The organism is Streptomyces albireticuli, from assembly GCF_021228125.1.
Classification (GTDB): Bacteria; Actinomycetota; Actinomycetes; order Streptomycetales; family Streptomycetaceae; genus Streptomyces; species Streptomyces albireticuli.
The window spans coordinates 45,586-72,125 of the sequence record NZ_JAJQQS010000020.1 but is presented as its reverse complement, the minus strand read 5'-3'; the positions used below and the strand labels follow the sequence as shown (position 1 = coordinate 72,125).

Sequence of the window (26,540 nt, the reverse complement as noted above, 5' to 3'; positions counted from 1 at the left end):
GGCTCAGTCGCGCAGGGCCTCGCGCAGGGCCCGGCCGGTCTCCTCCTCCAGCAGCGCGGCGTAGTCGCGGACCCAGCCCTCGACGGTGGAGCGGTCCCACAGGTCGCCCGCGTACTCCACATAGCCGGTGTACATGTCCCCGGCGGGGACGAGCCCGAGGCTGAACTCCGTCCGGCTGGCGGCGGGGGCGAGGTCCTCCACGGACGCGGTCAGGCCCGGCAGCTCGATGTCCGCCTCCAGGGAGTTCTGGTAGGCGAAGCCGAGCGGCAGCGGGGCCGGCATCTCGACGCCCAGCCGTTCGCGGAGCGCCGGGGCGAGGTCCCGGGGCGGCACGACGTGCTCGACGGCCCGGACCGACGTACGGGCCACCTGATCGACGAGGTCGCCGAAGGACGCGGCCCCGGCGGCGCGGACGCGCAGCACGAACGCCGCGGTCGTGCAGGACACCAGCTGTTCGAACTCCTGCCGGTCGCGGCCCGCGTAGGGCACGCTGAGGACGGTCTCGGGCTGCCCGGACTTCCGGGAGAACAGCAGGCCGAGCGCCGCCGCGGTGACGGCGTACGGGGTCGTGCCGCGCCGCCGGGCGAGGGCCTCCACGGCCTCCCGAACCCTGGCCGGGACGGTGAACATGACGGCTCCCCCGTGCCCGCTGAGGGTCTCCGGGCGCGGCCGGTCCAGCGGCAGCGTGTGCCGGAAGGCGGCGCCGTCCAGCTCGCGCGTCCAGTGCTCCAGCCTGGCCTCCACGGACGTCGAGGGCGTGTGCTCCCGCTGCCACCGGGCGAAGGCGGAGGGCTGCGGCGGCGTCGGGAGGCCGTCGGGCGTGCCGGTGACGGCGGCCCCGTAGAGGACGGCGAGCTCCTTCAGCAGCAGGCTGACGGCCCATCCGTCGCACATGGAGTGGTGCAGCACGACCAGCAGCGCCCAGTCGGCGTCCCCGGTCCGCAGCAGCCGGAGGACCGGTGCGGTGGTGCCCCCGTCCAGGTCGAAGGGGGTGTTGGCGAGCTCGGTGGCGACGCGCGCGGCCTCGTCGCCGCGCGCCTCCACGACCGGGAGGTCCACCGGGCGGGCCCGGAGCACCTCCTGGTACCACTCGCCGCCCTCGCCGCCCTCCTGGACGTAGCGGGTGCGCAGGGATTCGTGCCGTTCGACGAGCCGGGTGAGGGCGGTCCGCAGCGCGGCGGCGTCCAGCGTCCCCGACAGGGTGATCCGCAGGGCCACGTTGAACACCTGGGGCAGCGCGTGGGCGCGGTGCGCGGTGACGAAGCGGATCTGCTGGGAGGTCGCCGGTGCCCGGCCCTCGACGTCGTCGCCGCCCGCCGACGCGGCCAGCCGGTCCGTCATGGCCCGCAGGGTGGGCTCCTGGTAGAAGGCGAGCATCGGGTACTCGGTGCCGAAGGCGTCCCGCACCCGGTTGATCAGCCGGATCGCGGTGATGGAGTGCCCGCCGAGGTCGAAGAACGACGCGTCGGGGTCGAGGGCCCCGGGGTCGGTGCCGAACTGGTCCGCCCACAGCTCGCGGAGCCGCCGTTCGACGCCCCGCCCGGCGGGAACGGCCTCGGCGGCCGTCCGGACGGGGGCTTCCGCGACGGCGGCCGTCGCCTTGGTGACGAGCCGGGCCTGCGGCAGGGCGGCGCGGTCCAGCTTGCCGTTGCCGGTCAGGGGCAGACCGGAGAGCACCGCCCAGGCGCGCGGCACGAGGTACTCCGGCAGCCGGGCGGCCAGTTCGTCGGCCATGAGGTCGGCGAACGCCTGCCGGTCGGCGGCGGTCTCCCCCACCGGGTCCGCCGGTACGGCGAACGCGGCGAGGAACGCCTCGCCCCGGCCGTCGCGGCGGCCCAGCACGACCGCCTCGCGGACGCCGTCGAGGGCGTTGAGCGCGCGGGAGACCTCCTCGGGCTCGACCCGGAAGCCCCGGATCTTCACCTGGTCGTCGGTCCGGCCGTGGAAGCGGAGGCCGCCGTCGGGCGCCCAGCGCACCAGGTCGCCCGTGCGGTAGAGCCGGTCGTCCGGGCCGCCGTCGGGGTCGGGCAGGAAGCGCTCGGCGGTCTCGGCGGGCCGGCCGAGGTAGCCGCGGGCCACGCCTGGGCCGCCGACGTACAGCTCGCCCACGGTCCCCACCGGGACCGGCGCGCCGGAGGCGTCCAGCACCCGCAGCCGGACGTTGTCGGCGGGCCGGCCGATGCCGATCTCCTCGCCGTCGGGGCCGGGGAGGACCGTCCCGGCGGTGCACAGCACGGTGACCTCGGTGGGCCCGTACACGTTGACGGTCTCGTACGGCGCCTCAGGCCTCGGCCGGGTGCGCAGGACGTCACCGCCCGTCAGGAGGTGGCGCAGCGGCGGCTGGACGCCGGCCGGGAGCTCCAGCACGGCCTCGCCGAGCGCGGTGGGCAGGATGGAGAAGGTGACCCCGCGCTCCGTGTACCAGCGGGCGAGGGCGAGCGGGTCCTTGCGTACGGACTCGTCGGCGACGGCGACGGAGGCGCCCGCGGTCAGGGCGGGCCAGACCTCCAGGACGGCGGCGTCGAAGCTCTGGCCGCACACGACCGCGGACCGGTCGTCGGGGGTGGTGCCGAAGCGGCGGTGGTGCCAGTGGCAGAGGTCCACGACGGCGCGGTGCGGTACGGCGACGCCCTTGGGGCGGCCGGTGCTGCCGGAGGTGTGGACGACGTAGGCGAGTGACCCGGCGCCGGTGGCGGCCGGGCCGCCGGTGGGGCCCGCCGGGACGTCGTCGGGGGTCACCACGGCCAGGCCGGCGGGCAGGTCGAGCTCCGCCGCCGCGGCCCGGGTGCTGATCAGGGTCCGGGCGCCGCACGCGGCGAGGACGGCCTCGGCGCGCGGGCGGCCGAGGGACGGGTCCAGCGGGACGTAGGCGCGGCCGGACTTCAGGACGGCGAGCATGGCCACGACGAGGTCGGCCGAGCGCGGCAGCCACAGGGCGACGGTCTCGTCGGTGCCGGGCGCGCCGGACCGCTCCCGGATGACGGCGGCGAGCCGTTCGGCCCGTTCCTCCAGTTCGCGGTAGGTGAGCACGGTGGCGCCGGAGAGCACGGCGGTGCGGTCCGGGCCGGCCGCCGCCTGCCGGGCGACGAGCTCGTGGAGGGTGGTGCCGGCGGGGTCCCCCGCGGGCGGTCGGACGGGGCCGCGCTGCCAGGCGGCGGGGACGGGGTCGCCGTCGGTCACCGGTGCGGCGAGCCGGGACAGCGGGGTCGTGGGCGCGTCGGCGGCGGCCCGGAGGATGTCCTGGAAGGTCGCGAAGAAGCGGTCGACGGTCTCCGGGTCGAAGAGGTCGGTGTTGTACTCCAGGTGGCAGCGGATGCCCTGCGGCTGGTCGGTGAAGTAGACGGTGAGGTCCGTGAGGGCCTTGTCGGGTCCGGCGTCGAGCGGGGTGGCCGTGATGTCCGGCAGCTCGAAGCGGAACGGTTCGTCGCGCTGGAACTCGGCGAGGACCTGGAAGACCGGGGTGCGGTCGGTGACCCGGCGCGGCGCGAGGGCGCGCACCACCGTCTCGAAGGGCACGTCGGCGTGGTCGTAGGCGTCCAGGGCGGCGGTCCGGACGCGCTCCAGGAGGGTGCCGAACGCCGGGTCGCCGGAGAGGTCGAGGCGCAGGGCGAGGGTGTTGACGAAGAAGCCGAGGATGTCCGCGGCCCGCTCCGGGCGGTTCGACATCGGGGTGCCGATGACGAGGTCGTCCTGCCCGGTGACCCGGTGCAGCATGGCCGCGTAGCCGGCGAGCAGGGTCATGAACAGGGTGGCGCGGTGGCCGCGGCCCAGGTCGCGCAGGCGGGCGGACAGCGCGGGGTCGAGGGTGCGGAAGACGGCACGGCCGTGGGAGGTCATCGTCGCGGGGCGCGGGCGGTCGGTGGGCAGCTCCAGGTCGGGCAGGCCGCCGCCGAGCGTGTCGAGCCAGTAGGAGAGGTCGGCGCCGTGGCCGTCCCCGCCGCCGGCCGCGACGTGCTCGTGCTGCTCACGGGCGTAGTCGGCGTAGGTCCAGGCCGGGGCGGGCAGGGCGGCGGGGGTGCCGTCGCGCTCGGCCCGGTAGAGGGCCGACAGGTCGCGGGCCAGGACCGTGGCCGAGGCCGCGTCGACGACGATGTGGTGCAGGGAGAGGACCAGGACGTGCCGGTCCTCGGCCTCGCGCACCAGGCGGGTGATGAACAGCGGCCCGTCGGCGAGGTCGAAGAGGCGGGCGCTCTCCGCGTCCAGGACGTCCCGCAGGGCCTCGCCGGATTCCGTGCCGTCGACGACGGCGAAGTCCGGTTCGCCCGGGGGCAGGACGAGCTGCCGGGGCTCGCCGCCGGTCTCCCGGAAGACGGTGCGCAGCCCTTCGTGCCGGGCGACGAGGCCGCGCAGGGCCGCGCGCAGGGCGGGCACGTCGAGCGGTCCGTCGAGGCGGACGGCCTTGGTCTCGTTGTAGGCGGTGCGGCCTGGGAGCATCCGCTCCAGGAACCAGATGCGCTCCTGGCCCGGGGAGAGCGGGGCGTCCTTCGGCGCGGCGACCGGGGGGCGCCGCTCCTGGTGGCGGCGGCGCAGCGCGTCGGCGTGGACGAGTCCTGCGCGCAGCGCGTCGGGGGCGACGCCGAAGTCGACGAGCGAGACGATCTCGTCGGCGCCGGCCTCGGTGACGGCGTCGACGACGGCCGAGACGCTGTCCACCGAGCCGATGAGGGCTCGCTGGTCGCAGTAGCGGTCGTAGGCGCGGCGGAAGAGGGTGTCGAGGTCGTCCTCGCTGAGGGCGGCCAGGTCGACGTTGTGGCCGAGGCTGTTGGCGACGCCGCCGAAGAGGGACAGGGACGCGCGCATGTAGCGGGACAGGGGTTCGTACGCCTCGGCGCGGGCGGTGTCGTGGTCGGCGGCGAGGTAGGTGTGCAGCAGGACGGCGACCCGGCCGGCGGCCGGGTCGAGGCCGTGGGCGGCGCGGGTGCGGCGGTAGAGCGCGACGTTGTCGCGGAGCTGTTCGACGCTCTGCGTCATCAGGTTGGTGACGATGCCGAGGCCGTGCCGGGCCGCGAGCTCGTACGAGGCGGGGTTGCCGACGACCGCCGTGTACATCGGCGGGGTCGCTTGCACGGGCCGGGGGAAGAGCCGGACACCGGTCTCGCCGTCACCGGTGGTGCGGGTGAGGGCCTCGCCGTGCCAGAGCCTGCGGACGTCTTCCAGCTGCTCGTACATCAGCTCCCGGTGGCGTCCGAAGCGCTCGGGGAAGAAGACGAAGTCGTGCGCGTGCCAGCCGCCGGCGACGCCGATCCCGACGCGCCCGCCGGAGAGGTTGTCGACCATCGACCACTCCTCCGCGACGCGGACGGGGTCGTGGAGGGGCAGCACGACGGAACCGGCGTTGAGCCGGATCCGCTCGGTCTCGCGGGAGAGCGCGGCGGCGAGCACGGCGGGGTTGGGGAAGAGCCCGCCGAAGGAGTGGAAGTGCCGCTCGGGCATCCACAGCGCGTGGAACCCGTGCCGGTCGGCGAAGCGGGCCGTCTCCATGAGGAGTTCGTACTTGCCCTGGCGGGGGGTGTCGTCGTCCTGGGGGTAGTCGCCGAAGAAGTAGATGCTGAAGTCGGTGGTACGGGGGGTGGCTTCCGCCACCGGGGGGACGAGGGGCGCGGGGACCGCCGGGCGGGCGGCGGCCGCGTTGAGCGCCATGGCGGGGACGACGCCCGCGGCACTCGCCGCAGGCGCGGCACTCGCCGCAGGCCCGGCACTCGCCGCAGGCCCGGCACTCGCCGCAGGCCCGGCACTCGCCGCAGGCCCGGCACTCGCCGCAGGCCCGGCACTCGCCGCAGGCCCGGCACTCGCCGCAGGCCCGGCACTCACCGCAGGCGCGAGCGCCGCGGCTCGTGCCGGCGCCGTCGGGCGGGCCTCCGGGAGTGCCGCCGGTGCCGGCCTCGGGGGCACCGCCGGGCCGCCCGGGAAGAAGCCCGCGCCGCGCAGCTCCCGCAGGGAGTCCTTGACGGCGTCCGCGACGAATTCGAGGTCGCCGTCGGAGTGCGCGGTCGACAGGAAGAAGTTGCGCCACTCCCAGACGTGCACGCCGCGCAGCATCAGATGGTGGTAGAGCAGCTCCATGTCCGCGCGGTGGTCGAAGCGGAACTGCGAGCCGAAGTGGCTCATCCGCAGGGGGTACTCCTCGGCCTCGAAGAAGGCGTTGAGCGTCGCGGCCAGTTCGTCCGTGCGGGCGTTGAGACGCTGCTGGAGCGTGGGGCTGTGCTCCTTGAGGTGGGTCAGCACGGCCCGGGCCGCGACCATCGACACCGGGTGCTGGATGTACGTGCCGCCGAAGAAGGTCGTGTCGGCGGGCGGGTAGCTGTCGTCGCCGTACGACCAGTATCCGCCGTCGACCCCGTCCATGATGTCCGCCCGCCCGGCGATCGCGCCGATCGGGAAGCCGCCGCCCAGCAGCTTGCCGTAGGTGGCGAGGTCGGGCGTGACGCCGTAGAGCTCCTGGGCGCCGCGCGCGGCCGGCCGGAAGCCCGTCAGCATCTCGTCGAACATCAGGACGATGTCATGACGTCGCGTCAGCTCACGCAGCGCGCGGACGAATTCCACCGGCTGGAGGGACGGGTGCCGGCTCTGCACGGGCTCGACGACGACCACGGCGATCTCACCCGCGAGCCGCTCGATGGTGTCCAGCGAGTCCTGGCTGCCGTAGTCGAGGACCAGCAGGTCGGCGACGGCGCTGTGCGGGATCCCGCTGGACACGGGCACGGTGGGCCGGCCGGCCCCGGCGCCCGACGCGCGCCCGAGGACGGTGTCGGCGTGGCCGTGGTACGCGCCGTTGAAGATGACCATTTTGTCGCGGCCGGTGGCCGCGCGGGCCAGCCGGATCGCCCCGGAGTTGGCCTCGGTGCCCGAGTTGGCGAAGGCGACCCGCTCCATGCCGGTCAGCCCGGCGAGCAGCTCGGCGGACTCGCCCGTCTCGACCGTCCGGGGGCCGAGCTGGATGCCGCGCGACAGGTGTTCGCGGACCGCCTCGCTCACGAAGTCCGGCTCGTGACCGAAGAGGAGCACGCCGAAGCCCATGGTGATGTCGACGTACTCGTTTCCGTCGACGTCCTCCAGGCGCGCACCGCCCGCCCGGCGGCCCGCGATGGGGTACAGCATCTCCTTGGTCCCGCTGCGGAAGCCCACGACGGCCCGGCTGTCGGCGAGCACCCGGCGGTGGCGCTGGGCGATGCTCTTGGAGGTCGGGGACTTGGCCGTGTAGCGGCGTACGAGGTCGTCGAGGTGGTCCTGCTGTGACCTCGGCGAGGCGCCGCGGACCATGCCGGAGGAGCGCGCGACGTTCACCCGGGGGCCGTGCGAGCGTTGCGGGCCCGCCTCCTGGGAGATTGAGGAGCCGGTGTCCGCCGGGTTTTCCGGAGCGGCGGCCTCCGGGCTTTCCGGGGCGCCCAGCTGGCGCGCGATGCGCCGCGAGAGCTCGGCCATCGCGGCCAGGTCCTGGTCGAGGGCCGCGGATGCGGCGCCGAGCCCGGTCACCGGGCGGCCTTGCCGTTGCCGGCACCGTTGAGGCCGCCGTGCCCGTTGACGGCGCCGAGGCCGTTGAGACCGTTGAGCCCGTTGAGCCCGGACGTCGCGGCCGCCGTCTGGAGCGCGAGCAGCTGCGACAGCTGGGACATCATCTGGAGCTGTATCTGCGATATCTGGTGGAGCTTGTGCGCGAGGTCCTCCAGCTCGCCCCGCGTGGCGTACTCGGGCGCGGCCGATGCCGATACCGGTGCCGGCTCGGGCGCGGGCGCGGGCACGGGCGGTGCCACGACCGGCGGCTCCGGCGCGGCGGGCTCCGGGACCGGCGGGACCGAGAGGGCCGGCGGGACCGGCGCCACGGCCGGCGACGGGCTCCCCTCCGGCGCCGGCATCCGCCCCGTGATGAGCTCCGCGAGCTGCCGCGGGGTGCCCGTCTCCTCGAACAGCTCCCGCATCGACACCTTGACCCGGTGCTCCTGCTCCAGCTCCCGCAGCACGCTGATCATCTGGAGCGAGTCCGCGCCGAGGTCGAAGAAGGAGGTACCGCCGTGGATCGCGGCCGGGTCATGGCCGAGATGCCGGGCGGTCGACTCGATGATGCTGCGGAGAACCCGTTCGACCGCTGCCTCGTGCTGTACCACTGTGGCTCCATTTGTCGCTGGTGTTCCGGTACGCGGGGCCGTCGGCTCCGGCCCCGTCCAGTAGTGCTTGTGCTGGAATCGATAGCCGGGCAGCGGGACCCTCCGGCCCCCGCTGCCCGCGACGAGCGGGCGCCAGTCGAGGTCCGCGCCCGCGCAGTGCAGCTCCGCGGCCGCCGACCACAGCGCCTCCGCCCCGGCGCCGCGGCGCAGCGTGGGGAGGGCCCGTACGCCGGGCAGGGCCCGCCGGGCCAGGCCGCTGAGCGTGGTGTGCGGCCCCGCCTCGACGACGGCGGCGAGGTCCCGCTCGCCGAGGGCGCGCAGCGCCAGGTCGAAGCGCACCGGTTCGCGGGTCTGGCGTACGCAGTAGCCGGCGTCCGGGGTCCAGCCGGGGGCGTGGACGTGCCCGTCGAGCCCGCTGACGAAGGGGACGGTCACGGGCCGGAAGGTCACCTCGGCGAGGGCCGCCCGGAAGGGTGCGAGGGCTGGGTCCGTCGTCGCGGTGTGGAAGGCGCGGTCCACCGCCAGCCGTTCGCCCCGGATCCCGCGCGCGTCGAGCAGGGCGAGGAGCCTCTCCACGGCGGCGACGGGCCCGGCGAGCACCTGGCCGCGCTCGCCGTTGGTGACGGCGAGCTCCAGGCCGGGCACCTCGGCGGCCAGCGCGGCCGCGGCGGCGCGGTCCAGGGGCACGGCGACCATCCCGCCGGGCGCGCAGAGGCGGCGCATCAGCCGGCCGCGCTCCGCGGTGAGGCGAAGGCCGTCCTCCGTCGAGAGGGCGCCCGCCGCGTGCAGGGCCGCGTACTCGCCGACGCTGTGTCCGGTGACGGCGTCCGGGACGAGTCCGGCGTCGCGCCACAGCCGGACCGTCGCGCACTGGAGCGCGAAGAGGGCGGGCTGCGCGGTGTCGGTGGGCCACACCCCGTCCCCGGGCGGGGCGCCGGTGCCGAGCAGCCCGTCGAGGAGCGAGCCCCCGTGGAGCTCGCCGTACAGGCGTTCGCAGGTGTCGAGGACCTCGCGCACGGCGGGGAACCGCTCGTACAGCGCCGTGGCCATGCCGGGGTACGGGCTCGCCTGCCCGGTGAACATCAGGCCGACGCGGGCGGCGCCCTCGCGGGGCGCCGTGCCGGTGACGGCCCGGGCGGCGGCCGGGTCGGTGAGCCACGCGTCGAGGGCGTCGGCGACCTCGGCGGTGGTCGTGCCCCGGGCCGCGAGCCGGTGCCGGCCGTGGACGCGGCCGAGGGCGGTGGTGGTGACGAGGTCGGCGAGGTCCGTGCCGGGGTTCCGCCGCAGGTGGTCGCGGAGGGCGCGGGCGCCGTCGGCGAGGGCCTGTGCGTCGCTGCCGGAGACCAGTGCCACGCCGGGCGGCCGGGTACGGCCGGTCCGGGGCGCGGGTTCCGGCGCCTCTTCGAGGACGAGGTGGACGTTGGTGCCGCCGACGCCGAGGGAGGTGAGGCCCGCGCGGCGGGGGGTGGCGCCCCGCGGCCAGGGGGTGGCGGCGCGGGGGATGTGGAAGGGGCTCCCGGCCAGGTCGAGCAGGGGGTTGGGGGTGCTGAAGTTCGCCATCGGCGGGATGACGCCGTGCCGGAGGACCAGCAGGGTCTTGACGAGGCCGGCCAGGCCGGAGGCGACGTCGAGGTGGCCGATGTTGGCCTTCGTCGAGCCGAGCGCGCAGTAGCCGGTCCGCGTGGTGTCCTCGCGGAACGCGGCGGTGGCGGCGTCGAATTCGATGGGGTCGCCCTTGAGGGTGCCGGTCCCGTGGGTCTCCAGATAGCCGATGGTGTCGGCGCCGACGCCCGCCCGGTCCAGGGCCCGGCGGATCGCGGCCCGCTGGCCCTCGGCGCTGGGCGCCGCGTACGCCTTCTTGCCCGCGCCGTCGTTGGTGACGCCCCAGCCGCGGATCACTCCGTGGATGGTGTCGCCGTCGGCGACCGCCCGCTCCAGGCGCTTCAGGACGACGGCCACGACGCCGGTGCCGCCGACGGTGCCGTCCGCGGCGGCGTCGAAGGCCCGCAGCCGGCCGCTCCTGGAGAGGATGGAGCCCTTGACGTAGCGGTAGCCGAGCACCTGCGGCACGTGGACGGCGGTGGCGCCGGCGAGGGCGACGTCGCAGTCGCCGAGGAGCAGCGCCTGGGCGGCCTGCTGCACGGCGACCAGCGAACCGGAGCAGCCGGTCTGGACGCTGACGGAGGGTCCGGTGAGGCCCAGCCGGTAGGAGACTCGGGTGGCGGTGAAGTCGGTGTAGTTGCCGACCATGATCTGCATCCGGGAGAGCCAGTCGTCACCGGTGGCGCCGGTGAGGACGTTGTTGAGCAGGTAGTTCTCCATGGAGTACAGGTGGTAGCCGGTGGTGGCCCAGACGCCGATCCGGGTGCCGTCGCGCTCGCCGGGGTAGCCGGCGTCCTCCAGCGCGTGCTGGGCGCACTCCAGGAACATCCGGTGCTGCGGGTCGGTGAGCTGTGCCTCGCGGGCGCTCATGCCGAAGTGCGCGGCGTCGAAGCCCGCGAGGTCGTCCAGGATCCCGGCGGCGCCGACGAAGTCGGGGGCGCGGTACTTCTCCTCGGGGATGCCCGCGGCGGCCAGTTCCTCCTCGGTGAAGCGGGTGACGCAGTCGGTGCCGTCGCGGATGACGCGCCAGAACGCCTCGGGGGTGTCGGCCCCGCCGGGAAGGCGGAAGGCCATGCCGACGACGGCCATGGCCGGGTCGGCGGCGGCCGGAGGGGTGGTCGTGCTCATGCGCTGTGTCCTTCCGCGGTGGGCAGGTCCCGGCCGGCCGTCGTCCCCCGCGCGCCGTCGCCGTTCTTCCCGCGCCGTGCGAGCTCGGGCCCGCGCCGGAACAGCACGGCGAGGAGGACGAGGCAGAGGACGATCGCGCAGCCGTGGAAGACCGACACCACCGGCAGGGGGGCGAAGTGGTCGAGGAGGAAGGCGCTGACGACCATGCCGAGGCCGAAGCCGGTGTTCTCCGCGGAGGCGGAGAGTCCGAAGAGCCGGCCGCGCTGCGCGTCGGGGGCCGCCTGGAGCCGGGTCACGTACACGATCTCGGTGAAGCCGTCGGCCGCCCCGGCGATCAGCGCGGCGGCGATGGCGGGAACGGTGGGCAGCCCGCAGAAGACGAGGATGAACCCGGCCGACATCACACAGGAGCCGACGGCGAAGGCGCGCTCCCCCGGTGAGCGGCGGCCCTTGGTCATGAACCGGCCGCACAGCTGCTGGGCGACGATGTTGCCCAGCGCCCAGGTGGCCCAGAACTGGCTGACGAACGTGGCGGGATGCCCGGGGTTCAGGCTGTCCGAGTAGATGGGCAGGGCGACGTTGTGGGAGGAGGAGCCCAGTCCGTCGACGGCGCGGACGGCGATCATGACCGCCAGCAGCGGTGCCGTCCTTAGCAGGAAGCGGACGCCCCACTCGGCGGCGCCCTTGCCCTCCGATTCCGGAACATCCGGTTCCGCCGTGGCGCGGGTGCGGATCGGCAGCAGGAAGAGGACCGTGGCCGAGACGACGAAGGTGGCGGCGTCGAGCGCGAAGGCGTAGTGGTAGCCGAGCCCGGCGACGACCACGCCGGAGGACGCGAATCCGGCGATCATGGCGAGCGAACGTCCGGTGACCAGCAGGCCGTTGGCCCTGGTGCGGAGGTCCGGGCCGACGATCTCCGGGACGCTGCTGCGCAGCGCCACCTGGGACAGGGTCGAGCAGGCACCGGTCACCACGGCCAGCGCGAAGAGCAGCGGGACCCGGCCGGCGTCCGGGGACAGCAGCAGGAGCAGCAGCGCGGCGGCCTGGGTGAGATCGGCGCCGACCATCAGGCGCTTGCGGTCGTGCCCGGAGACCAGCCGCCCGGCCACGAAGCCCGCCAGCACGTTCGTCACCAGGCGTACGGCCATGAAGAGGCCGGCGACGAGCGCGCTGCCCGACACGTGGTAGACGAAGACGTTCAGCGCCACCATGTTCAGGTAGCTGCCGTATGCCGAGATTCCGTTCCCGACGACGAGCAGCCGGAAGTGCCCCACGCGCGTCCCCCTCCAGTCGGCCTCCGATGGGCGCCGCGGTCGGCGGAGGCCGCGTCCACAGTCGCCCGGTTCGAAGCGTGTCTGGAGCCACGCGAGTTGGGGACTTGACATCCTCCCTTTGGCCTATCTCACGGGAGTTGGCCGGTGAGAAGTGGGCGGCGCCACTTTTTGCTTGCTTTTCACCGGTCTCGTGATTAGATCGTTGTGTGTCACAAGGGGATTGCGCTGTGCACACGGCCGGGCCGGGCCACAAGCCGGGCGGGCCGCCCGGCACGGCGCGCCGGCTCCACCCCCACACCCATGGAGAGAGATGATGCCCGGCCACACCGCGCAGAGCGGGCCGCCCAGCCTGTCACCCCGCGAGCGCGAGGTGCTGGCGCACATCGGCGCCGGTCTGACCTACCACCAGATCGCAAGGCGGCTCGGCATCAGCGTGCACACCGTGGGCACGTACACCCGGCGCATCCGGGCCAAGCGCTCGGCACCGACCCTCGCCGACCTGGTCCGGCTGAGCATCACCCAGGCGAACGGCTGAACCGGAGCTTCCTCTCCCGCATACGAGCCCGCTCACGGACCCACGTACACGCCCGCACACGAGAAGGCCCCCGGGTCTCCCACGTGGGAGACCCGGGGGCCTTCTCCTACGGCCGGACGACCGCGCTCCGCCGTCACTCGGCGGCGGCGACCGCCTCGGTCTCCGGACGCGGGGCGACCGCGGCCTCGGCCTCGGCGGCCCGGGCGGCCTTCTTGGCCTTGACCCGCATGACGACGAACGAGCCCAGGCCGAACAGCACGGCGGCGACCAGGCCGAGCCAGGAGAACTTCTTCAGCCACTCCTCGGCGACCTTGCCGACGCTGTAGATCACCGCGACGGTGCCGCCGGCCCAGACGATGCCGCCCAGGACGTTGGCGATGAGGAACTTCCAGTACGGCATCTTCAGCACACCGGCCAGCGGGCCGGCGAAGATCCGCAGCAGGGCGATGAAGCGGCCGACGAAGACCGCCCACATGCCCCACTTCTGGAAGGAGCGCTCGGCGGTGGCCACGTGGTGCGGGCCGAAGTGCTTGGGGAACTTCCGGCCGAGCCACTCCAGCAGCGGCTTGCCGCCCTTGCGGCCGATCAGATAGCCGATCGAGTCACCGATGATCGCGCCGGCGATGGCGCACGCGCCGAGCACGTAGGGGTTGATGTGGTCCTGCGTGGCGGCCAGCAGCGTGGCGCTGACGAGGACGATCTCACCGGGGAGCGGGATGCCCAGGCTCTCCAGTCCGATGACCCCGCCCACCAGAAGGTAGACGGCGACCGCCGGTACTGTCTCTAGCCATTCCTGGATGTGCAACGCCGGTTCCTCCCGATTGACGACCTCTGCCCGGCGCGCGCCCCTCGGGGACGCACGCCGGGAAGCCTACTGGAGGGGAGGACTCCCTCAGTGGCGCGTGGGTTGCGATCGTGGTGGCGACGGTTCGGTCACAAGTCGGTACGGTGACCTTGCGGGCGGAACCGAACACTCACCGTGACCACACGGATACGGCTCACCCCCCGGCCGGGGGCTCCGTGGCGGCGGGGGTGTCCTCGGCGGAGGGGAGGTCCGGGGCCGCCTCGGCGGTCGTACGGTTCCGCTCGATCTTCCAGTAGCCGTTGCTGACCGGACCGCCCGGCTTCCAGCGGAAGATGTACCCGCGGTCACCGTCATAGTCCATGACCGGCGCGTAGAGATAGCCCCCCTTCTCCGTATTGCTCATGCTGATCGTGTCGTAGTGGGCGAGCACCCCCTTGCCGCCCCGGGTGATGTCGCCACCGGCGTTCACCGCGCCCGTGACCTTGAGGGTCCCGGTGACGCTGCCGTTGACCTGCATGTCCTTGCCGACGATCAGCTTGGCAGGCGTATAGACCGTGACGTTGTGGTAGAAGACGGACTCCCCGGCGGTGCCCGTCTTGAACGTCTTGTTGACCTGGACGTCCCCGTCCGCCGTCAGCTTCCCGGTGATCCCCACGGTGCCGCCGACCGAGGCGTTCCCGTCGACGCGCAGTTCGCCGGTCGCGGTGAGCTTCTTGGCGTTCAGGACGGAGACCGGGTGGTTGAACTTCGTCTCACCGGCGCTGCCCGTCGTCAGGCTGCCGTTCGCCTGGAAGGCCCCGCTCACCGTCAGCGCGTCCAGCGTCTGGTCCGTGACGCACACGGTCAGGTGGTCCCAGCGCACCACGAAGCCGCCGTCCGGGGTGGGCGTGACCGTCTTCAGGGCGAACGCCGTGTCGCGCCGCACGGTGTCGGCCGGGACGTCGTACTTGCTGCCGCCCGCGATCCCGGCGTCGGTGACGCGGCTGCCGTCCATGTACAGCTCGTGACTGTCGCCCCGGAGGTGGTGCCATTCCAGGCGGACCGGCGCGTTCGCGGCGACGCGGGTGGCCGGCGGGCCGCCCTGGCTCGTGAGCGCGACGAGGGCGCGGCCGATGCCGGGGGCCGGGTCGGCCCCGCTGCGGAAGGGGAACTTCGCGACGTCCAGGGTCGTGGTGCTGGGAGTACCGGGGATCGGCCCCTCCTGCGTCGCCCACTCCTCGATCCCGATCCGGGCGACGCCCGCCTTGTCGCTGACCATGATCCGGCGGAGCGTGAGGTACAGCCCGTCGACGGTGACCTCGCTCTCCCCGCTCTGCGGCGCGAGACTGAACCGCACCTTCGAGGAGCCTTCCGCACCGGCCGCCGGGAACACCGCGGTCTCCGCCGTCGGCACCGCGAGCAGGACGTCCGACTGGACGTCGACGACGGTCCAGCCCGAGTCGGGCTCGACGTAGGCGGAGATACCCTCGCCCGTGAGCGCCAGGTCCTGGGCGAGGGTGCCGACCGGCAGCACGATGGCGATCTTGCTGCACCGTACGGGGGTGCTGCCGCTGTTGGAGATGACGAGGTCGATGTCGGCGTAGGAGTTCTCGTCCTCGTTGCCCGGCTTGACGTCCGGCGGGCTGGTGGTGAGCGGGTTGGGGACGGTCGTCAGGGCGTAGGTGAGCAGGGTGGCCTGGTCCGCTCGGGGCGCGTCGGTCATCGGCGGTCTCCTTGGGTCTGGGCCGCGGTCTCGGCGGCGGTCTCGTCAGCGGGCTCGGCGGCGGTCTCGTCGGCACGGGTGGGGCGCAGGGTGAGGCGGCCGGTGCGCAGGGCGGGGACGGGGTGCGGGTGGTGCGCCTCGCCGTCGGTGGCGTGGGTGCCGGCCTCGGTCCACTGATCGCCGGTGGCGCTCTCCACCCAGGTCCAGGTGCCGTGCCGGTCGGAGGGCCGGGGCAGCTGGAGCGCGGGCGGCTGGACGGCGCGGCCGCCGTTGCCCGCGGGGTCCGGTTCGGGCGCGTACGGGGTGGTGGGCAGCGGGCCCAGCCGGAAGGACACCGGGAGCTCGGCGAGCGGGGGCTCGACGAGCCGGGCGGGCAGCCGCACCTCCGCCGTGGGGAGGATGTCGGTGGTGGCGTGCACGGTGCCGCGCGGGTCCGCGAGCAGGGTGAGGTAGGCCGCGTCCCGGTGGTCGGGGTCGCTGCCCGGCGGCCGGGCGGGCAGGGTGAGGGAGGCGCCGGTGCCGATCGGGGCGAAGTAGTCGCGGGCCTCGTCGGGGAGCTCGGGGGTGTCGAGCACGGTGTGCAGCAGCCGGTAGTCGGTGGCGCGGTGGTCGCCGTGGAAGTAGCCGACGAGGCCGTCCGCGAGTTCGTCGCGCTCGCCGAGCCGGACCGGCCAGCGGTAGGAGGGGTAGCCGGGCGGCGTCCCCTCGCGCAGGTTCCGCCAGGCGGGGTCGGCGTACGGCGGGCCGTCCAGGTCGATGCCGAGGCGGACGCGCAGAAGCGCGAGCGGGCGGCCGAGCAGCACGCTCGGGGTGTGCGGCGGAGTGGCGTCGCCGAGCGGCGCCGTCGTGGAGAGGGTGCGGTCGATGACCGTGAGGAGGGCGCGCAGGGCGGCCGGACCCCGGTCGGGGGCGGTCAGGGCCACCAGGAAGTCGTGCAGGTGCGGGTAGGCGTCGCGCAGTTCGCCGATCGTGCGGTAGCGGGAGTACGGCAGCGGGTGCCAGGTGGCCCGGGTGACGCCGTCGGGCGGGAGCGTGGTGCGCAGCTCGCCGAGCGGGGCGCCGTCGGGCGCGTAGGCGTACAGCGCACGGTCCAGGTAGCCGGGGACGAGCCAGGCCGCGACGGCCGTGGTGTCCGGGTCGCTCGACGTGGTGAGCGGGTTGAGGTCGTCCAGGGCGTCGAGCAGGGTGAACCCGGCGCGGGCCGGCTGGACCAGGCGCGGGGTGAGCTGGGTGAAGCGGTACCAGGTGGGCGGGTTGATGGTGTGGTGCCCCTCGGCGGGGGCGGCCGGGTTCCGGAGCGAGGGGGTGAGCTCCTCGGGGAGCTCGGGGGCGAAGCGGCGGGCGGGGACGCCGACGCCGATGACGTCGCCGGGTTCGTTGCCGGCCGCGAACATCAGGGCCCGCGGGTCCGGGAAGATCGCCGGGAGGGTGTGCCCGAAGCGGTCGATCACGGCGAGCCGCTCGAAGGCGAACTGCCCGGCCCGCAGCGGCTGGTAGAGGGAGGCGTTCCAGCCGGTGAAGGGGCGCGGCCGGGCGCCGGGGTCGGGCGGCAGGGTGCGGGCGGCCGCCTCGGTGAGCGCGGTGCGCAGGCCCGGTGAGAGCCGGGAGTGCGGGTTGAGCGAGGCCGGGGTGTGGCCACGCGCCGTGAGCTGCTCGGTGAAGCCGACGAGCGGCTGGGCGAACAGATCGGCGTCGTCGGCCTGCCGGGCCAGGGCGCGCAGGGCGCCCGCGGCCGGTCCCGGGTGGGTGCGGGCGTACTGGCGCAGCGCCGCGGCCGTGGTCTTCCCGGGGGTGGGCGTGAGGAACTGGCGGCCGCGCAGGCTGACGGGGACCGGGTGGGCGCCGGTGCCGAGCCAGCGGTAGGAGTTCCCGTCGAAGCTCCAGTTGGCGCGCCCGGCGCCCGCGCCGCCGGGGTCGCCCTGCCACTCGATGGGGAAGTAGTCGACCTTCCACTCGAAGAACAGCGGCGACCAGGGCTGGCGCCAGGGCGCGGTGAACGCGCCCGGGGTGCCGACGGCGTTCTCCTCCGGGGCGCGCATGGCCTCGGCGAGCGCCGTGACGTCGCCCTGGTAGCCGGCGGCCCGGGCGAGGGCGCGGGCGTTGGAGGGGGCGAGGTGGAGGAGCTCCCGCAGCAGCGCGGCGAGCACTCCGGCCAGGCCGTCGGGCGCGGGCAGGTGGGGAGGCGCGGGGGTGTTCGCCTGGGGCGCGGTGACGGTGGCGCCGGCGACCCGTACGCCGGTGACGAGCGCGGCCGGCCAGCGGCAGGCGAGCGGCGGGTCCTCGTCCTCCTCCTCTTCGCTGTAGGCGCCCTCGGGCACGGTGTAGAGGTCGGGAGTGGTGGGCTGCTCGGGGTCGGGCGGGAGGGGCCGGTCCTTGGTGCCGCGGATGACGACGACGGGGTCGTTGGGCAGCTGGAAGCCGGGCAGGACGTCGCGTTTGAGGACGACCTGGGCGACGGGCAGCCCGTGGGCCTCCTGGTAGGCGCGGACTGCTTCGGCGAGGTCGTCCGGTGACATGGCCCAGGGGATCGCGGCGCGCAGGGTCGCGACGGTGTCGCGCGCGGCCTCGGCCGTCGCGGTCGCGGTCCGCACCAGCTCGTCGAGCCGGTCGCGGTAGGCGCCGGCGGGTTCGCCGGGGGCCTCGGGGACCTTGGGCAGGTTGGCGGCCCACCACAGGTCGTAGAGCCTGCGCTGCGCGGCGATCAGGTCCTGGACGGCGGCGTCGTGGGCGGCCTGCGCGGTGTTGAGCCGGGCCAGGACCTCGGCGTACGCGGTCCTGGCGGTACGGGTCCGGCGCCGCGCGCCCCGGGCGGGGGCCTCCGGCGGCACGTCCTCCAGGACCCAGGTGTAGCCCGCGTGGGTGGGGGTGAACCAGGAGGCGTGGAGGGCGCGTTCGGCCTGGAACTGCCCGTCGGGCTCCTCCAGCAGGTCGAGCACTCCGGAGTGGACGGCGGAGAGGAGCGCGGCGAGCTCCGGCGGGGCGCCGGACCGGCGGCCGGCGTGCTCCTCGACGGCCTTGGTGGCGTGTTCGGTGTTGTTGCCGACGCCGATGGTGACGTAGTCGGGCCGGTCGGAGGCGGGCATCGGGCTGCCCTGGCGCTGCCAGGCGAGGTCGAGGACGGTGCCGTGGCAGACCGTGCGGGCGGTGTCCGGGGCGGTGCCCTCGGCGGCCCACCGGAGGGCGGCCATCCGGGCGGTGGGGTCGCCGGCCAGCGGGTCGGCCGCGGGGTCGCCGTACCAGCCGGCGACGAGGTAGTTCAGCTGCCACGCGGTCCGCGGGTCGAGGTCGTCGGTGCGGTCGTGCACGGAGAACACGTCGGTGTTGTACGGCTGGTAGGCCGCGAACGTGGGCAGGCCGGGACCGACGGCGGTGAGGAACAGCCCGCCGGGAGTGCCGGGCTCGCTCCACTCCCCCGTGGCCAGGTCGACGCGGCGCCCGATGCGGGTGAGGCGCCCGTCGCGGTCCATGTAGGGGCTGGTACCGAGGGCCGCGTCGAGGTGGTCGCTCTCGACGATCCAGCCGGTGTCGGTGCGCTCACCGGACCCCGTGGCGACCGCCTGCCGGACGACCAGCCACCGGTTGGGGACGAGCGGGAAGACGGGGACGCCGTCGCCGTCCGTGTCGACGCCGTGGGTGAGGGCCTCGGGAAGCTGCCAGTGCAGGTAGACGCCTTCGCGCGCGGGGTCGGAGTTGAAGGCGGTGTCCGTGTTGGAGAACGCGGGCGGTTCGGGCGACAGGTTCAGCCGGGTGAGGGCGTAGTTGGCCTGCCAGCGCTGGAAGACCTCCGCCAGGCGCACCCGTTCGTTGACGGCCAGGGCCTCGATCCGCATGGGGACGACGAGCGGCTGTGGTGCCGCCGCTGGGGTTTCCGTCACTGCGCCTTCCTGCCTTTCCGTGGAGGGTGTGCGGTCATCGGGCCGGCTCGCGGGTGATGAGCTGGCGGAGGGGCGCGTTGACGAGCTGCGTGGCGAGCCCGGCGGGGCCGAAGTCCGCGGCGGCCTGCTGGCCGAGGGCGGTCAGCCGGGCGCCGAGCGCGCGCAGCAGCCCGGCCTCGGCGGAGGGCCGCAGGTCGAGGACGGCGGGGCGGCCGGCCGGGTCGGGGCGCAGGTGGGCGTCGAGCCCGTCGGGGCCCGGGGGGTTCGGGAACGCCTCGTCGGTGATCTCCCGGGCGACGGGGGCGTCGACGCGCCGCAGGTTGATCGTGCGGCGGCCCTCCCGGTCGGTGTCGATGCCGAAGGAGAGCCCCTCCGGGGGTTCGGCCAGCTCGATCTCGTCGGGCACCCGCTCGAACAGGACGAGGAGCACGTCGGGACCGAGGGTGTCCTGGCGCAGCACGGCGATGGGCTTCCGGCCGGCGCCGTGGCCCTCGTAGGGGCGGACGAGGAGGCCGGGGCACTCCCGGACGAGCGCGGAGCGGATGAGGACGCCGGCGCGCGGGGTGACGGCCTCGTCGCCGCGCGCCCAGGGGGCGGCGATCCGGGCGACGGCGGTGTCGAGTTCACCGGTGATCGCGATGCCGGCGGCGCCGGAGACGAGGGCGGTGAGCCAGCCGGGGTCGACGTAGAACACGCGCAGGGACTCGGCGGGCAGGGCGCTCTCGTCGGGGACGAGGGCGGGGAAGGGGAGGTTGCGCAGCAGGCGCAGCTCGCGGAGCCAGGCGGTGACCGGTTCGGCGTCCTCGGCGAGGTGGCCGGCGAGCGCGATGCGCAGCGCGGTGGGCGGGTCCGCGAGGAGGGCGGCGGTACGGGCGGCCCGGCCCGCGCCCCGGCGCCCGGCGGTCGGGACGTGCCGGGCGGGGTCGGGGGGTGGTGGGAGGGGCCGGGCGACGGCGGGGTGGGTGGCCGCGCGCAGGAGGCGGGCGGCGGTTCCGTCGGCCGCGAGCTCCTCCAGCAGGCTGCCGAAGGGGCGCGGGCCCAGGGCCCGGGCGTGGAAGGCGGCGGTGTCGCGCGCCGAGGCCGGGGCGCCGAGGCCGGGCGCGGCGAGCCGCTGGGCCAGGGCGGCCGCGCGGGCGCGGGCCTTGGCGTGCCAGGCGGACAGGGTCGCGGCGAAGTCGGCGTCGGCGAGCGCGAGGGCCCGGCCGAGCGTCCAGGCCGCGCCCCAGCCCGCGTCGAAGAGTCCCCAGGCCCGCTCGTAGACCATGAGCTGTGCGGCGCTGGTCCAGCCGGGTTCCGGGGTGTCGGGGAGCTTCTGGGCGGGTTCGGCGGTGAGCGGCCCCCGGTACCAGGCGTAGGTGTCCTCGCCGGTCTCCAGCCGGTGGGGCAGCGGCACCCGGCCGGAGGCCAGTCGGGCGAGGGCGGTCGCGCGGGCCTCGTCGGAGCCGTCGCCGGCCGGGGGCTCGGGCAGGCGCAGCAGCAGGTCGCGCTCCGCGCCGGTCGCGTCGAAGAGGAAGTGGCGCACCCGGCCGGCGAATCCGCCGCCGGGGGCCGGGTCGCTGGTGAAGGACCAGCTGCGCAGCGCGGCGAGGCGGACGGTGACGTCGTGGGTGAGCCGGCCCGCGTCGGCGTCGGCGAGGATCGACCGGCAGCCCTCCAGGGCGACGAGGTGGGCGGCGTACCGCGCCTGGACGGCCCGGTCGGGCAGCCGGGAGGAGACGACGACGGCGTACGCGCCCTCGGCGAGCTGTTCGCCGCGCAGGCCGGTGTCGGTGGTGACGTCGCGGACGTGCAGGAGGTGCCGGAGCTCCTCGGTGCGGGGCACGACGGTGGCGAAGACGTCGCCGGGGATGTCCACGGTCCGGCACGGTGCGGTCGGGTCGCCCTCGATCTGCGAGGGGGCGATGCGGGGGTGCCGTACGCCCTCGGCGGTGAGGAGTTCCTCGGCGGTCCGGGTCACGGTCAGGGCGTCGGACCGGGGGTCGGCGGGTAGCTCGCCCTCGGCGAACACCAGCAGGGCGAGCCAGGGTTCGGCGGGCGCGGCCTCCCGGACGCCGGGTTCGTCCAGGCGGCGCATCCAGGGCAGCAGCGGGTTGGCCAGGGTGAGGTGGGCGAGGGTCTTGGAGTGGTCGGCGTGGGTGCCGGGCGCGGGGTTGACGGCGTGCACCTGGTCGTCGGCGAGCGCGAACTGCGGGGCCCGGACCTCGAAGGTCTCCTCGACGGGCGTGAGGTAGTCGCCGGTGTCCACGCCGGGCAGGGTCTGCTCGGCGTGGACGCGGTACATTCCGGCGTCGATGGCGGGTTCGCGGTTGTCCCGGAAGTGCAGGACGAAGCCCGGGTCGGCGGTCCGGACGGGGGCGTCGAGCTGGTCCGTCATCGTGCGGCCCCTTCCGAGGCGGTGGCGGAGAAGGTGGTGAACAGGGCGGCGGAGGCGAGGGTGCCGGGCGGCAGCTGCCAGCGCCCGGTGAGGGCCGGCCCGTCGGCGCCGAGGTCGACGACGGCGACGGTCGCGTCGTCGCAGGCGATGAACGCCCGGCCGGCGTCGGGGGTGAAGGTGAGGGACAGCGGCGCGGCGCCGAGGGGGAGTTCGGCGAGCAGCGCGCCGCCGGCCACGACGGACACGGCGGCCGCGTGCCGCACCCAGGCCCGGTCGCGGGGGTCCAGGGCGAGGCCGAGCGGGGCCGCGCCCAGGGCGACCTCGGACTCCATGACGGTGACGGGCGGGGAGCCCTGCCGCTCGTAGAGGGTGACGACATGACCGGTGTCGCCCACGGCGCGCAGGACGACGGCCCGCCGGGCGGAGGTGGTCAGCATGGCCAGCGCCGTGCCGCTCGCGGTGAAGTTGTACGGCGTGTATGTGGCACCGCTGGTCGGCACCGGCATCACCTGCACCTGGCCGTTGCTGCCGGCGGCGGCCCCGTAGACGTACACCCGGCCCGGTTCGCCCGGGGTGACGAAGGTGGGTGTCGCGGGTCCCCAGACCTTGCCCCGGAGTTCGCCGGACGCCGTGTCGTAGGTGACGGTGCTGCTGGCGTCGTTGGCGTTGACGTAAAGGCGCCCCGCCTCGACGTCGACGGCGATGCCGCCGAAGTTGCGTACGTCCTGGTGGTCGACGCGGGTGTGCACCGGTGGGGTGTCCCCGGTGAGGTCGACGGAGGCCGCGGCAAAGGGCGCCGGGCAGGCGACGACCGCCCGGGTGGCGTCGCGCCGGACCGCGAGGACGGTGGGCCGGCCGCCGAGGGTGATGCCGCCGCGCGGCGGCCTCGCCCGCTGGGCGACGGTGTCGATGACGGCGATCTCCTGTCCGTCGGGGCCGGTCGCGTAGAGGCTCGCGCCGTCCGCGGAGGTGACGGCGAGGTACGGGCCGGGGCGGCCGACCGGGACCCGGCCGATGACGGCCGTGGTGAGCGGGTCGACGGTGAGGATCTGCCCGGTGGTGTCGTCGAGGACGAGGAGGACGGGGTCGGGGTGCGGCGGTGCCGGGTCCTCGGTGAGCAGCAGCGGGTCGGCGTCGAGGCCGAGGGCGCGGGCCCCGTCGGCGTACGCGCTCACGGTGCCGTTGGGCAGCGGGATGCCGGGCAGCAGACCGGCGAGGGCGCTGTGCATCCGGGTGCGGGCGGTGCCGGCGGAGAGCGTGGCGAGCTCGTCGGCGAGGACGCCGACGCCCGCCCCGGCCGGCTCGGCCAGGTGCACGGGGGAGCCGCCGGGCACGGCGGCGGGGTCGAGGGGCAGCATGACGTCGGGGCCGAGCCACTCCTGGGCGAGGTCGCTCTCGGCGATGGGGCCGAGGTCCTGGCCGACGGTCTTGGGGCCGGGCACGGTGACGCGCAGTCCGGTGACGTGGTCGAGCAGGGGCGTCTGGCCGAGGGAGTCCTTCTGTGGGACGTCCGGGTCGCCCCAGAGGGAGAACGGCACGTTCCCGCGCTGGGCCTCGACCCGCCAGAGCTCCTCGCCGGGCACGGCGCGCCATTCCGCGCGCTGTCCGCGCCGGGTGTCGCTGAAGGCGACGGTGACGTGCAGGAGGCCGTCGATGTCCTTCTCGCCCATGGGGCGGATGTCGACGGTCCCCTGGCCGACCGGTTCGCGCTCGTTGAACCGCGCCCGTGCCGTGGGGACGACGGTGGAGACGGCGAAGGAGAAGCCTGAGGGGTCGGCGAGCCAGGGTTCCTCACCGGCCTCGACGCGTGCGGCCCGCAGCTCGGGGTCGGCGTCGGAGTCGGTCAGCAGGCCGGTGAGGGGGTGGGCGGTGAGCGGCTTCTCGGGCGGCAGGAGCTGGGTGCGGAATTCACTCCAGGTCAGGGGCGGCGGGCCCGCCAGGGAGGCGCCGAACCGCACGGTGACGGTGATGAAGACGAACTTCGCGGTGACCGTGCCGCCGGTGGGCGGGCCCCAGAGGTCGAGCGAGGCGCCCAGTTCGCCGCTGATCGTGAACAGCAGCTTGACCTTGGCGCCGACGCGGACGGAGATGCCCGCCCGGAAGTGCAGGGGCGCCCACTGGATGAGGATGTCGGCCTTCGCGGTCAGCCACGCCTCGACGATGCCCGCGTTGTAGCGCACGTCGAGCAGGCCGCCGGCCATGACGGCGTTGGGGGTCAGCGCGAAGTAGGCGGCGCCGGTGATGGAGACGGCCGAGCCCACGGACCAGGTGAAGCCGAGGCGGGGGACGACCGGGAAGTGTTTCTGCGGTTTGTAGTCGGGGTGGTAGCCGCCGACGGTGAGGACGAAGTCACCGGCGTACGGGCTCGGGGAGAACCACGAGGAGAAGGCGAAGCCGCCGGTGAGGACGCACGAGGGGTCGATGACGTAGGAGTCGACGAGCTGTGCGGAGGCGGCGAGTTCGCCGCGCGCCGACTGGAAGACCACGCGCAGGTCGACGCCGATGCGGGCGTACGCCCTGCCGGTCTTGGGGAAGCTCGCCACGGCGTGGCCCAGGAGGGCGATGGTGAGGTCGTTGCCGGCCTCCAGGAGGAGCAGCACCCGGGCGCGGAGGAACTCGAAGGACGTGAAGTCCAGCCCGCCGGCCAGCCAGATCTGTCCCTCGCGGGCGGAGACCCAGGGCGGTGACCCGTCGGTGAGCCGGGCGAGCGCCTGCATCGGGTCCTCGGGCAGGTCGCCGTCGAGCCCGGCCACGAAGGGGAACGTGCTGACCTCGTCCTGGGCGGGGACGCGCACCGAGCTGTTGTAGCCGAAGCCCAGTGCCACGCCGGTCACCCGGAACGGCGGCGGGCCGCCGAAGGCGGCGGTGGCCCGGCCGAAGACGAACATCGACGTCGCGCCGCCCGTCTTGCGCTGGTAGGCGCCGACGGCGGTGACGCCGAAGGTCGGCATCTCGATGGCGAGCTGGCCCTGCACCATCAGGTCGTAGCCCGGCTGCCGGCGGGTGATCAGCCCGCCGCCGACCCGGAGCGGCGGCCGCTCGAAGGAGACCAGCAGCCCGTCGAGCCGGGGCTCCGGCAGCAGGGGGTCGCCGCCGAGGTCGAAGCCGAGGCCGAGCCCTTGCACGGCGATGTCGAGCCCGGCGGCGCCCAGGGAGCCGTCGAACATGAACCACAGCTTGCCGTGGTCGTAGGAGAGCCCGATGCGCTGGATCTGTACGGGCCCGAAGGCGCGGCCCACGTCGACCCAGAGGCCGCCGCGGTCGGCGGGCGGTGGCGCGGCGGAGACCACGGCGGGCAGGCCGCCGTCCGTGCCGGCGGTGGGGAGCTCGCGGGTGGGCGGCTTCCCCGGGGACGTCGGGGCGGACACGCCGGCGGACAGCTCCAGGACGGCCGGGCCCAGCCGCAGATCGGCGCGGGCGGCGGGCCCCGGCTTGAGTCCGACGGCGGGCAGCGGGCCGACCCCGGCCGTGGAGAGGAGGCGGTTGACCGCGGCCGTGGTGGTGGCGTCGAAGTCGCCGGAGCTGTAGACGATCTGCAGGTTCTCGATCCCCAGGTCACCGGCCGCGGGCAGGTGTTCGCCGACGAGCGGGAGGGCGGAGAGGTCGAGGGCGGCGGAGAGGTCGACCCCGACGCAGAAGCGGGCGGCTCCGCCCGGGGGTTTCACGCGGGCGAACTTGGCGCCGTCGAGGGCGATGCTCAGATCGGCGGGGACGCCGTCCGCGGCTTCCGGGAAGAGGGCGGCGATCCAGTCGCGCAGGGAGATACGCAGCGGGTCGTCGCCGGAGGCCCGGTACGTGGCGACGAAGACGTCCTTGCCGCCCGCGGCGGTGTCGAAGAGGAGGTCGAAGCGGAATCCGTCGACGTCGAGGGTGCCTCCGTAGCGCGTACCGCTGGAATCCCGGGTGACGGCCACGCCGAGGGACGCGGTGAGGCCCTCCGCGATCGCGAGATCGCCCTGGCAGACGAACTCGGTGCGCCCGGTGCCGGTGGTGTGGGAGACCCAGAGGCTGGTGAGGGTCATGCTCTCGAGGGGGCCCGGTACGTCGGTGAGGCCGAGCTCGGTCACGACGTCACCGATGCCGACGGTGGTGCCCGCGGTGAGCCCGCCGTAGAAGGACCAGCCCTGACCGCCGCCGACCTGGGCGGCGGAGACGTCGATGCTGATGTTCCGCCCGATCGCCACGGTCCCGCCGAAGCGGGCCACGAACTTCTCTTCGCGGCTGTAGGACAGGTCGAGGGAGATGCCGCGCAGCGTCAGCGCGGGCGCGATGTCCCAGGAGCCGGTGAGCTTCGCCCGGACGAGGTAGGCGTCCCCGAGGTCGGCCGCGAAGCTGAGCCCGGCGCTGCCGAGCCCTTCCGGCACCTCGGCCACGGGCATGCCGAAGGAGGTGAGCAGCTCCCGTACGTCGACGGGGGCGCCGCCGCGCAGCCGGCCGGTGACGCGCAGGTCGGGGAACCACAGGGAGATGTCGAGGCCGAGGGCGGTGGCTCCGCCGGTCCCCTTGAGGTCGAGGGCGGCGACGACGGCCATGGACGTCGCGGTGTACGCCCCGTCCTTCCGGTCGAGCCGGTAGTCGAACCCGGCGACCTGGTCGGGCGAGAGCGCGAACTCCTGGAGACCGGCGGCGGTGGCTTCCCAGACGGCGTCGCCGGCGAAGGCGCGGCCGAGGGTTTCGAGGGCTCCGGCGTAGGCGCCGGGCTGGACGGGCCGTACGGCGGCGGCGAGGCGGCCGGGCCCGTCGGCGGTGACCGTGGCGGTCACGTCGGTCTTGTCGTGGACGGCGTCGAGGAGGAGCGTCGTCGCGCCCTCGGCGGTGACGGTCACGGTCACGCCGGTCGCGACGAGGGCCATGGTGGTGCCGGCGGGCCACTCCTGCGAGGCGATGACCAGGGGAAGGGTGAGCCGGGTGCCCTCGGAGTCGATCTCGGGGGGACCGGAGCCCGCGGCGCCCTGGAGGCTGCCGTGCGGGAAGGCGGTGAGCGCGTCCCGTAAGGACTCGGGTAACCCCTCGTCGATGGAGATCAGGGTGGGCGGGGAGCCCAGGGTGAGGATGTGGGCGCGCAACGCTTCCAGGTCAACGAGTGGCTGGCCACCGCTGTGCGGTGCGTTCATGCCGGTCTCCGCTCTGTCGGCAGGGAGGG

9 protein-coding genes are annotated in these 26,540 nt (G+C 74.8%); 1 reads left to right on the top strand and 8 read right to left on the bottom strand.

Features of this window, described 5'->3' with window-relative positions:
* Positions 1 to 3: 3 nt before the first annotated feature.
* The 3 genes from LUZ64_RS29795 to LUZ64_RS29785 are packed head-to-tail and all read right to left on the bottom strand — an operon-like array spanning position 4 to position 12,106.
* The gene (locus LUZ64_RS29795; protein ID WP_232390439.1) at positions 4 to 7,473 is read right to left on the bottom strand and encodes a non-ribosomal peptide synthetase; all 7,470 of its coding nucleotides are present in this window, start codon (positions 7,471 to 7,473) and stop codon (positions 4 to 6) included.
* Positions 7,470 to 10,832: a type I polyketide synthase gene (locus tag LUZ64_RS29790; protein ID WP_232390440.1), complete on the bottom strand. Its 3,363-nt coding sequence runs from the start codon at positions 10,830 to 10,832 to the stop codon at positions 7,470 to 7,472. The genes LUZ64_RS29795 and LUZ64_RS29790 overlap by 4 nt, the downstream gene beginning before the upstream one ends.
* A complete protein-coding gene (locus LUZ64_RS29785) occupies positions 10,829 to 12,106 on the bottom strand; it encodes an MFS transporter (protein ID WP_095582679.1) in 1,278 nt (425 codons plus the stop codon). The genes LUZ64_RS29790 and LUZ64_RS29785 overlap by 4 nt, the downstream gene beginning before the upstream one ends.
* 313 nt (positions 12,107 to 12,419) lie before the next feature.
* Here LUZ64_RS29785 and LUZ64_RS29780 point away from each other — a divergent pair, with 313 nt between their 5' ends.
* Positions 12,420 to 12,641 carry a response regulator transcription factor gene (locus LUZ64_RS29780; protein WP_087930780.1) on the top strand — a complete coding sequence of 74 codons (222 nt, stop codon included), beginning with the start codon at positions 12,420 to 12,422 and terminating at the stop codon, positions 12,639 to 12,641.
* Between the two features lie 133 nt (positions 12,642 to 12,774).
* Here LUZ64_RS29780 and LUZ64_RS29775 read toward each other — a convergent pair whose 3' ends face one another.
* The 5 genes from LUZ64_RS29775 to LUZ64_RS29755 form a co-directional block, all read right to left on the bottom strand.
* Positions 12,775 to 13,446, bottom strand: coding sequence for a DedA family protein (locus LUZ64_RS29775; protein WP_095582678.1), 672 nt, complete (start codon positions 13,444 to 13,446; stop codon positions 12,775 to 12,777).
* Between the two features lie 193 nt (positions 13,447 to 13,639).
* Complete coding sequence (locus LUZ64_RS29770) at positions 13,640 to 15,148, bottom strand: ricin-type beta-trefoil lectin domain protein (protein ID WP_095582677.1); 1,509 nt, start codon at positions 15,146 to 15,148, stop codon at positions 13,640 to 13,642.
* Positions 15,145 to 19,023, bottom strand: a complete 3,879-nt coding sequence (locus LUZ64_RS37300) for a hypothetical protein (RefSeq protein WP_269755753.1) — start codon at positions 19,021 to 19,023, stop codon at positions 15,145 to 15,147. The genes LUZ64_RS29770 and LUZ64_RS37300 overlap by 4 nt, the downstream gene beginning before the upstream one ends.
* 34 nt (positions 19,024 to 19,057) lie before the next feature.
* Positions 19,058 to 21,397 (bottom strand): hypothetical protein, encoded by a 2,340-nt coding sequence (locus LUZ64_RS29760; RefSeq protein WP_232390441.1) that lies wholly within the window; start codon positions 21,395 to 21,397, stop codon positions 19,058 to 19,060.
* Positions 21,394 to 26,511 carry a DUF6603 domain-containing protein gene (locus tag LUZ64_RS29755; protein ID WP_095579539.1) on the bottom strand — a complete coding sequence of 1,706 codons (5,118 nt, stop codon included), beginning with the start codon at positions 26,509 to 26,511 and terminating at the stop codon, positions 21,394 to 21,396. The genes LUZ64_RS29760 and LUZ64_RS29755 overlap by 4 nt, the downstream gene beginning before the upstream one ends.
* Positions 26,512 to 26,540: the final 29 nt, after the last annotated feature.

Bases quoted from the DNA above. Each gene is read 5' to 3' on its own strand.
- LUZ64_RS29790 (WP_232390440.1), bottom strand. From the start codon at position 10,832: ATGAGCACGACCACCCCTCCGGCCGCCGCCGACCCGGCCATGGCCGTC.
- LUZ64_RS29780 (WP_087930780.1), top strand. From the start codon at position 12,420: ATGCCCGGCCACACCGCGCAGAGCGGGCCGCCCAGCCTGTCACCCCGC.
- LUZ64_RS29770 (WP_095582677.1), bottom strand. From the start codon at position 15,148: ATGACCGACGCGCCCCGAGCGGACCAGGCCACCCTGCTCACCTACGCC.
- LUZ64_RS29760 (WP_232390441.1), bottom strand. From the start codon at position 21,397: ATGACGGACCAGCTCGACGCCCCCGTCCGGACCGCCGACCCGGGCTTC.
- LUZ64_RS29755 (WP_095579539.1), bottom strand. From the start codon at position 26,511: ATGAACGCACCGCACAGCGGTGGCCAGCCACTCGTTGACCTGGAAGCG.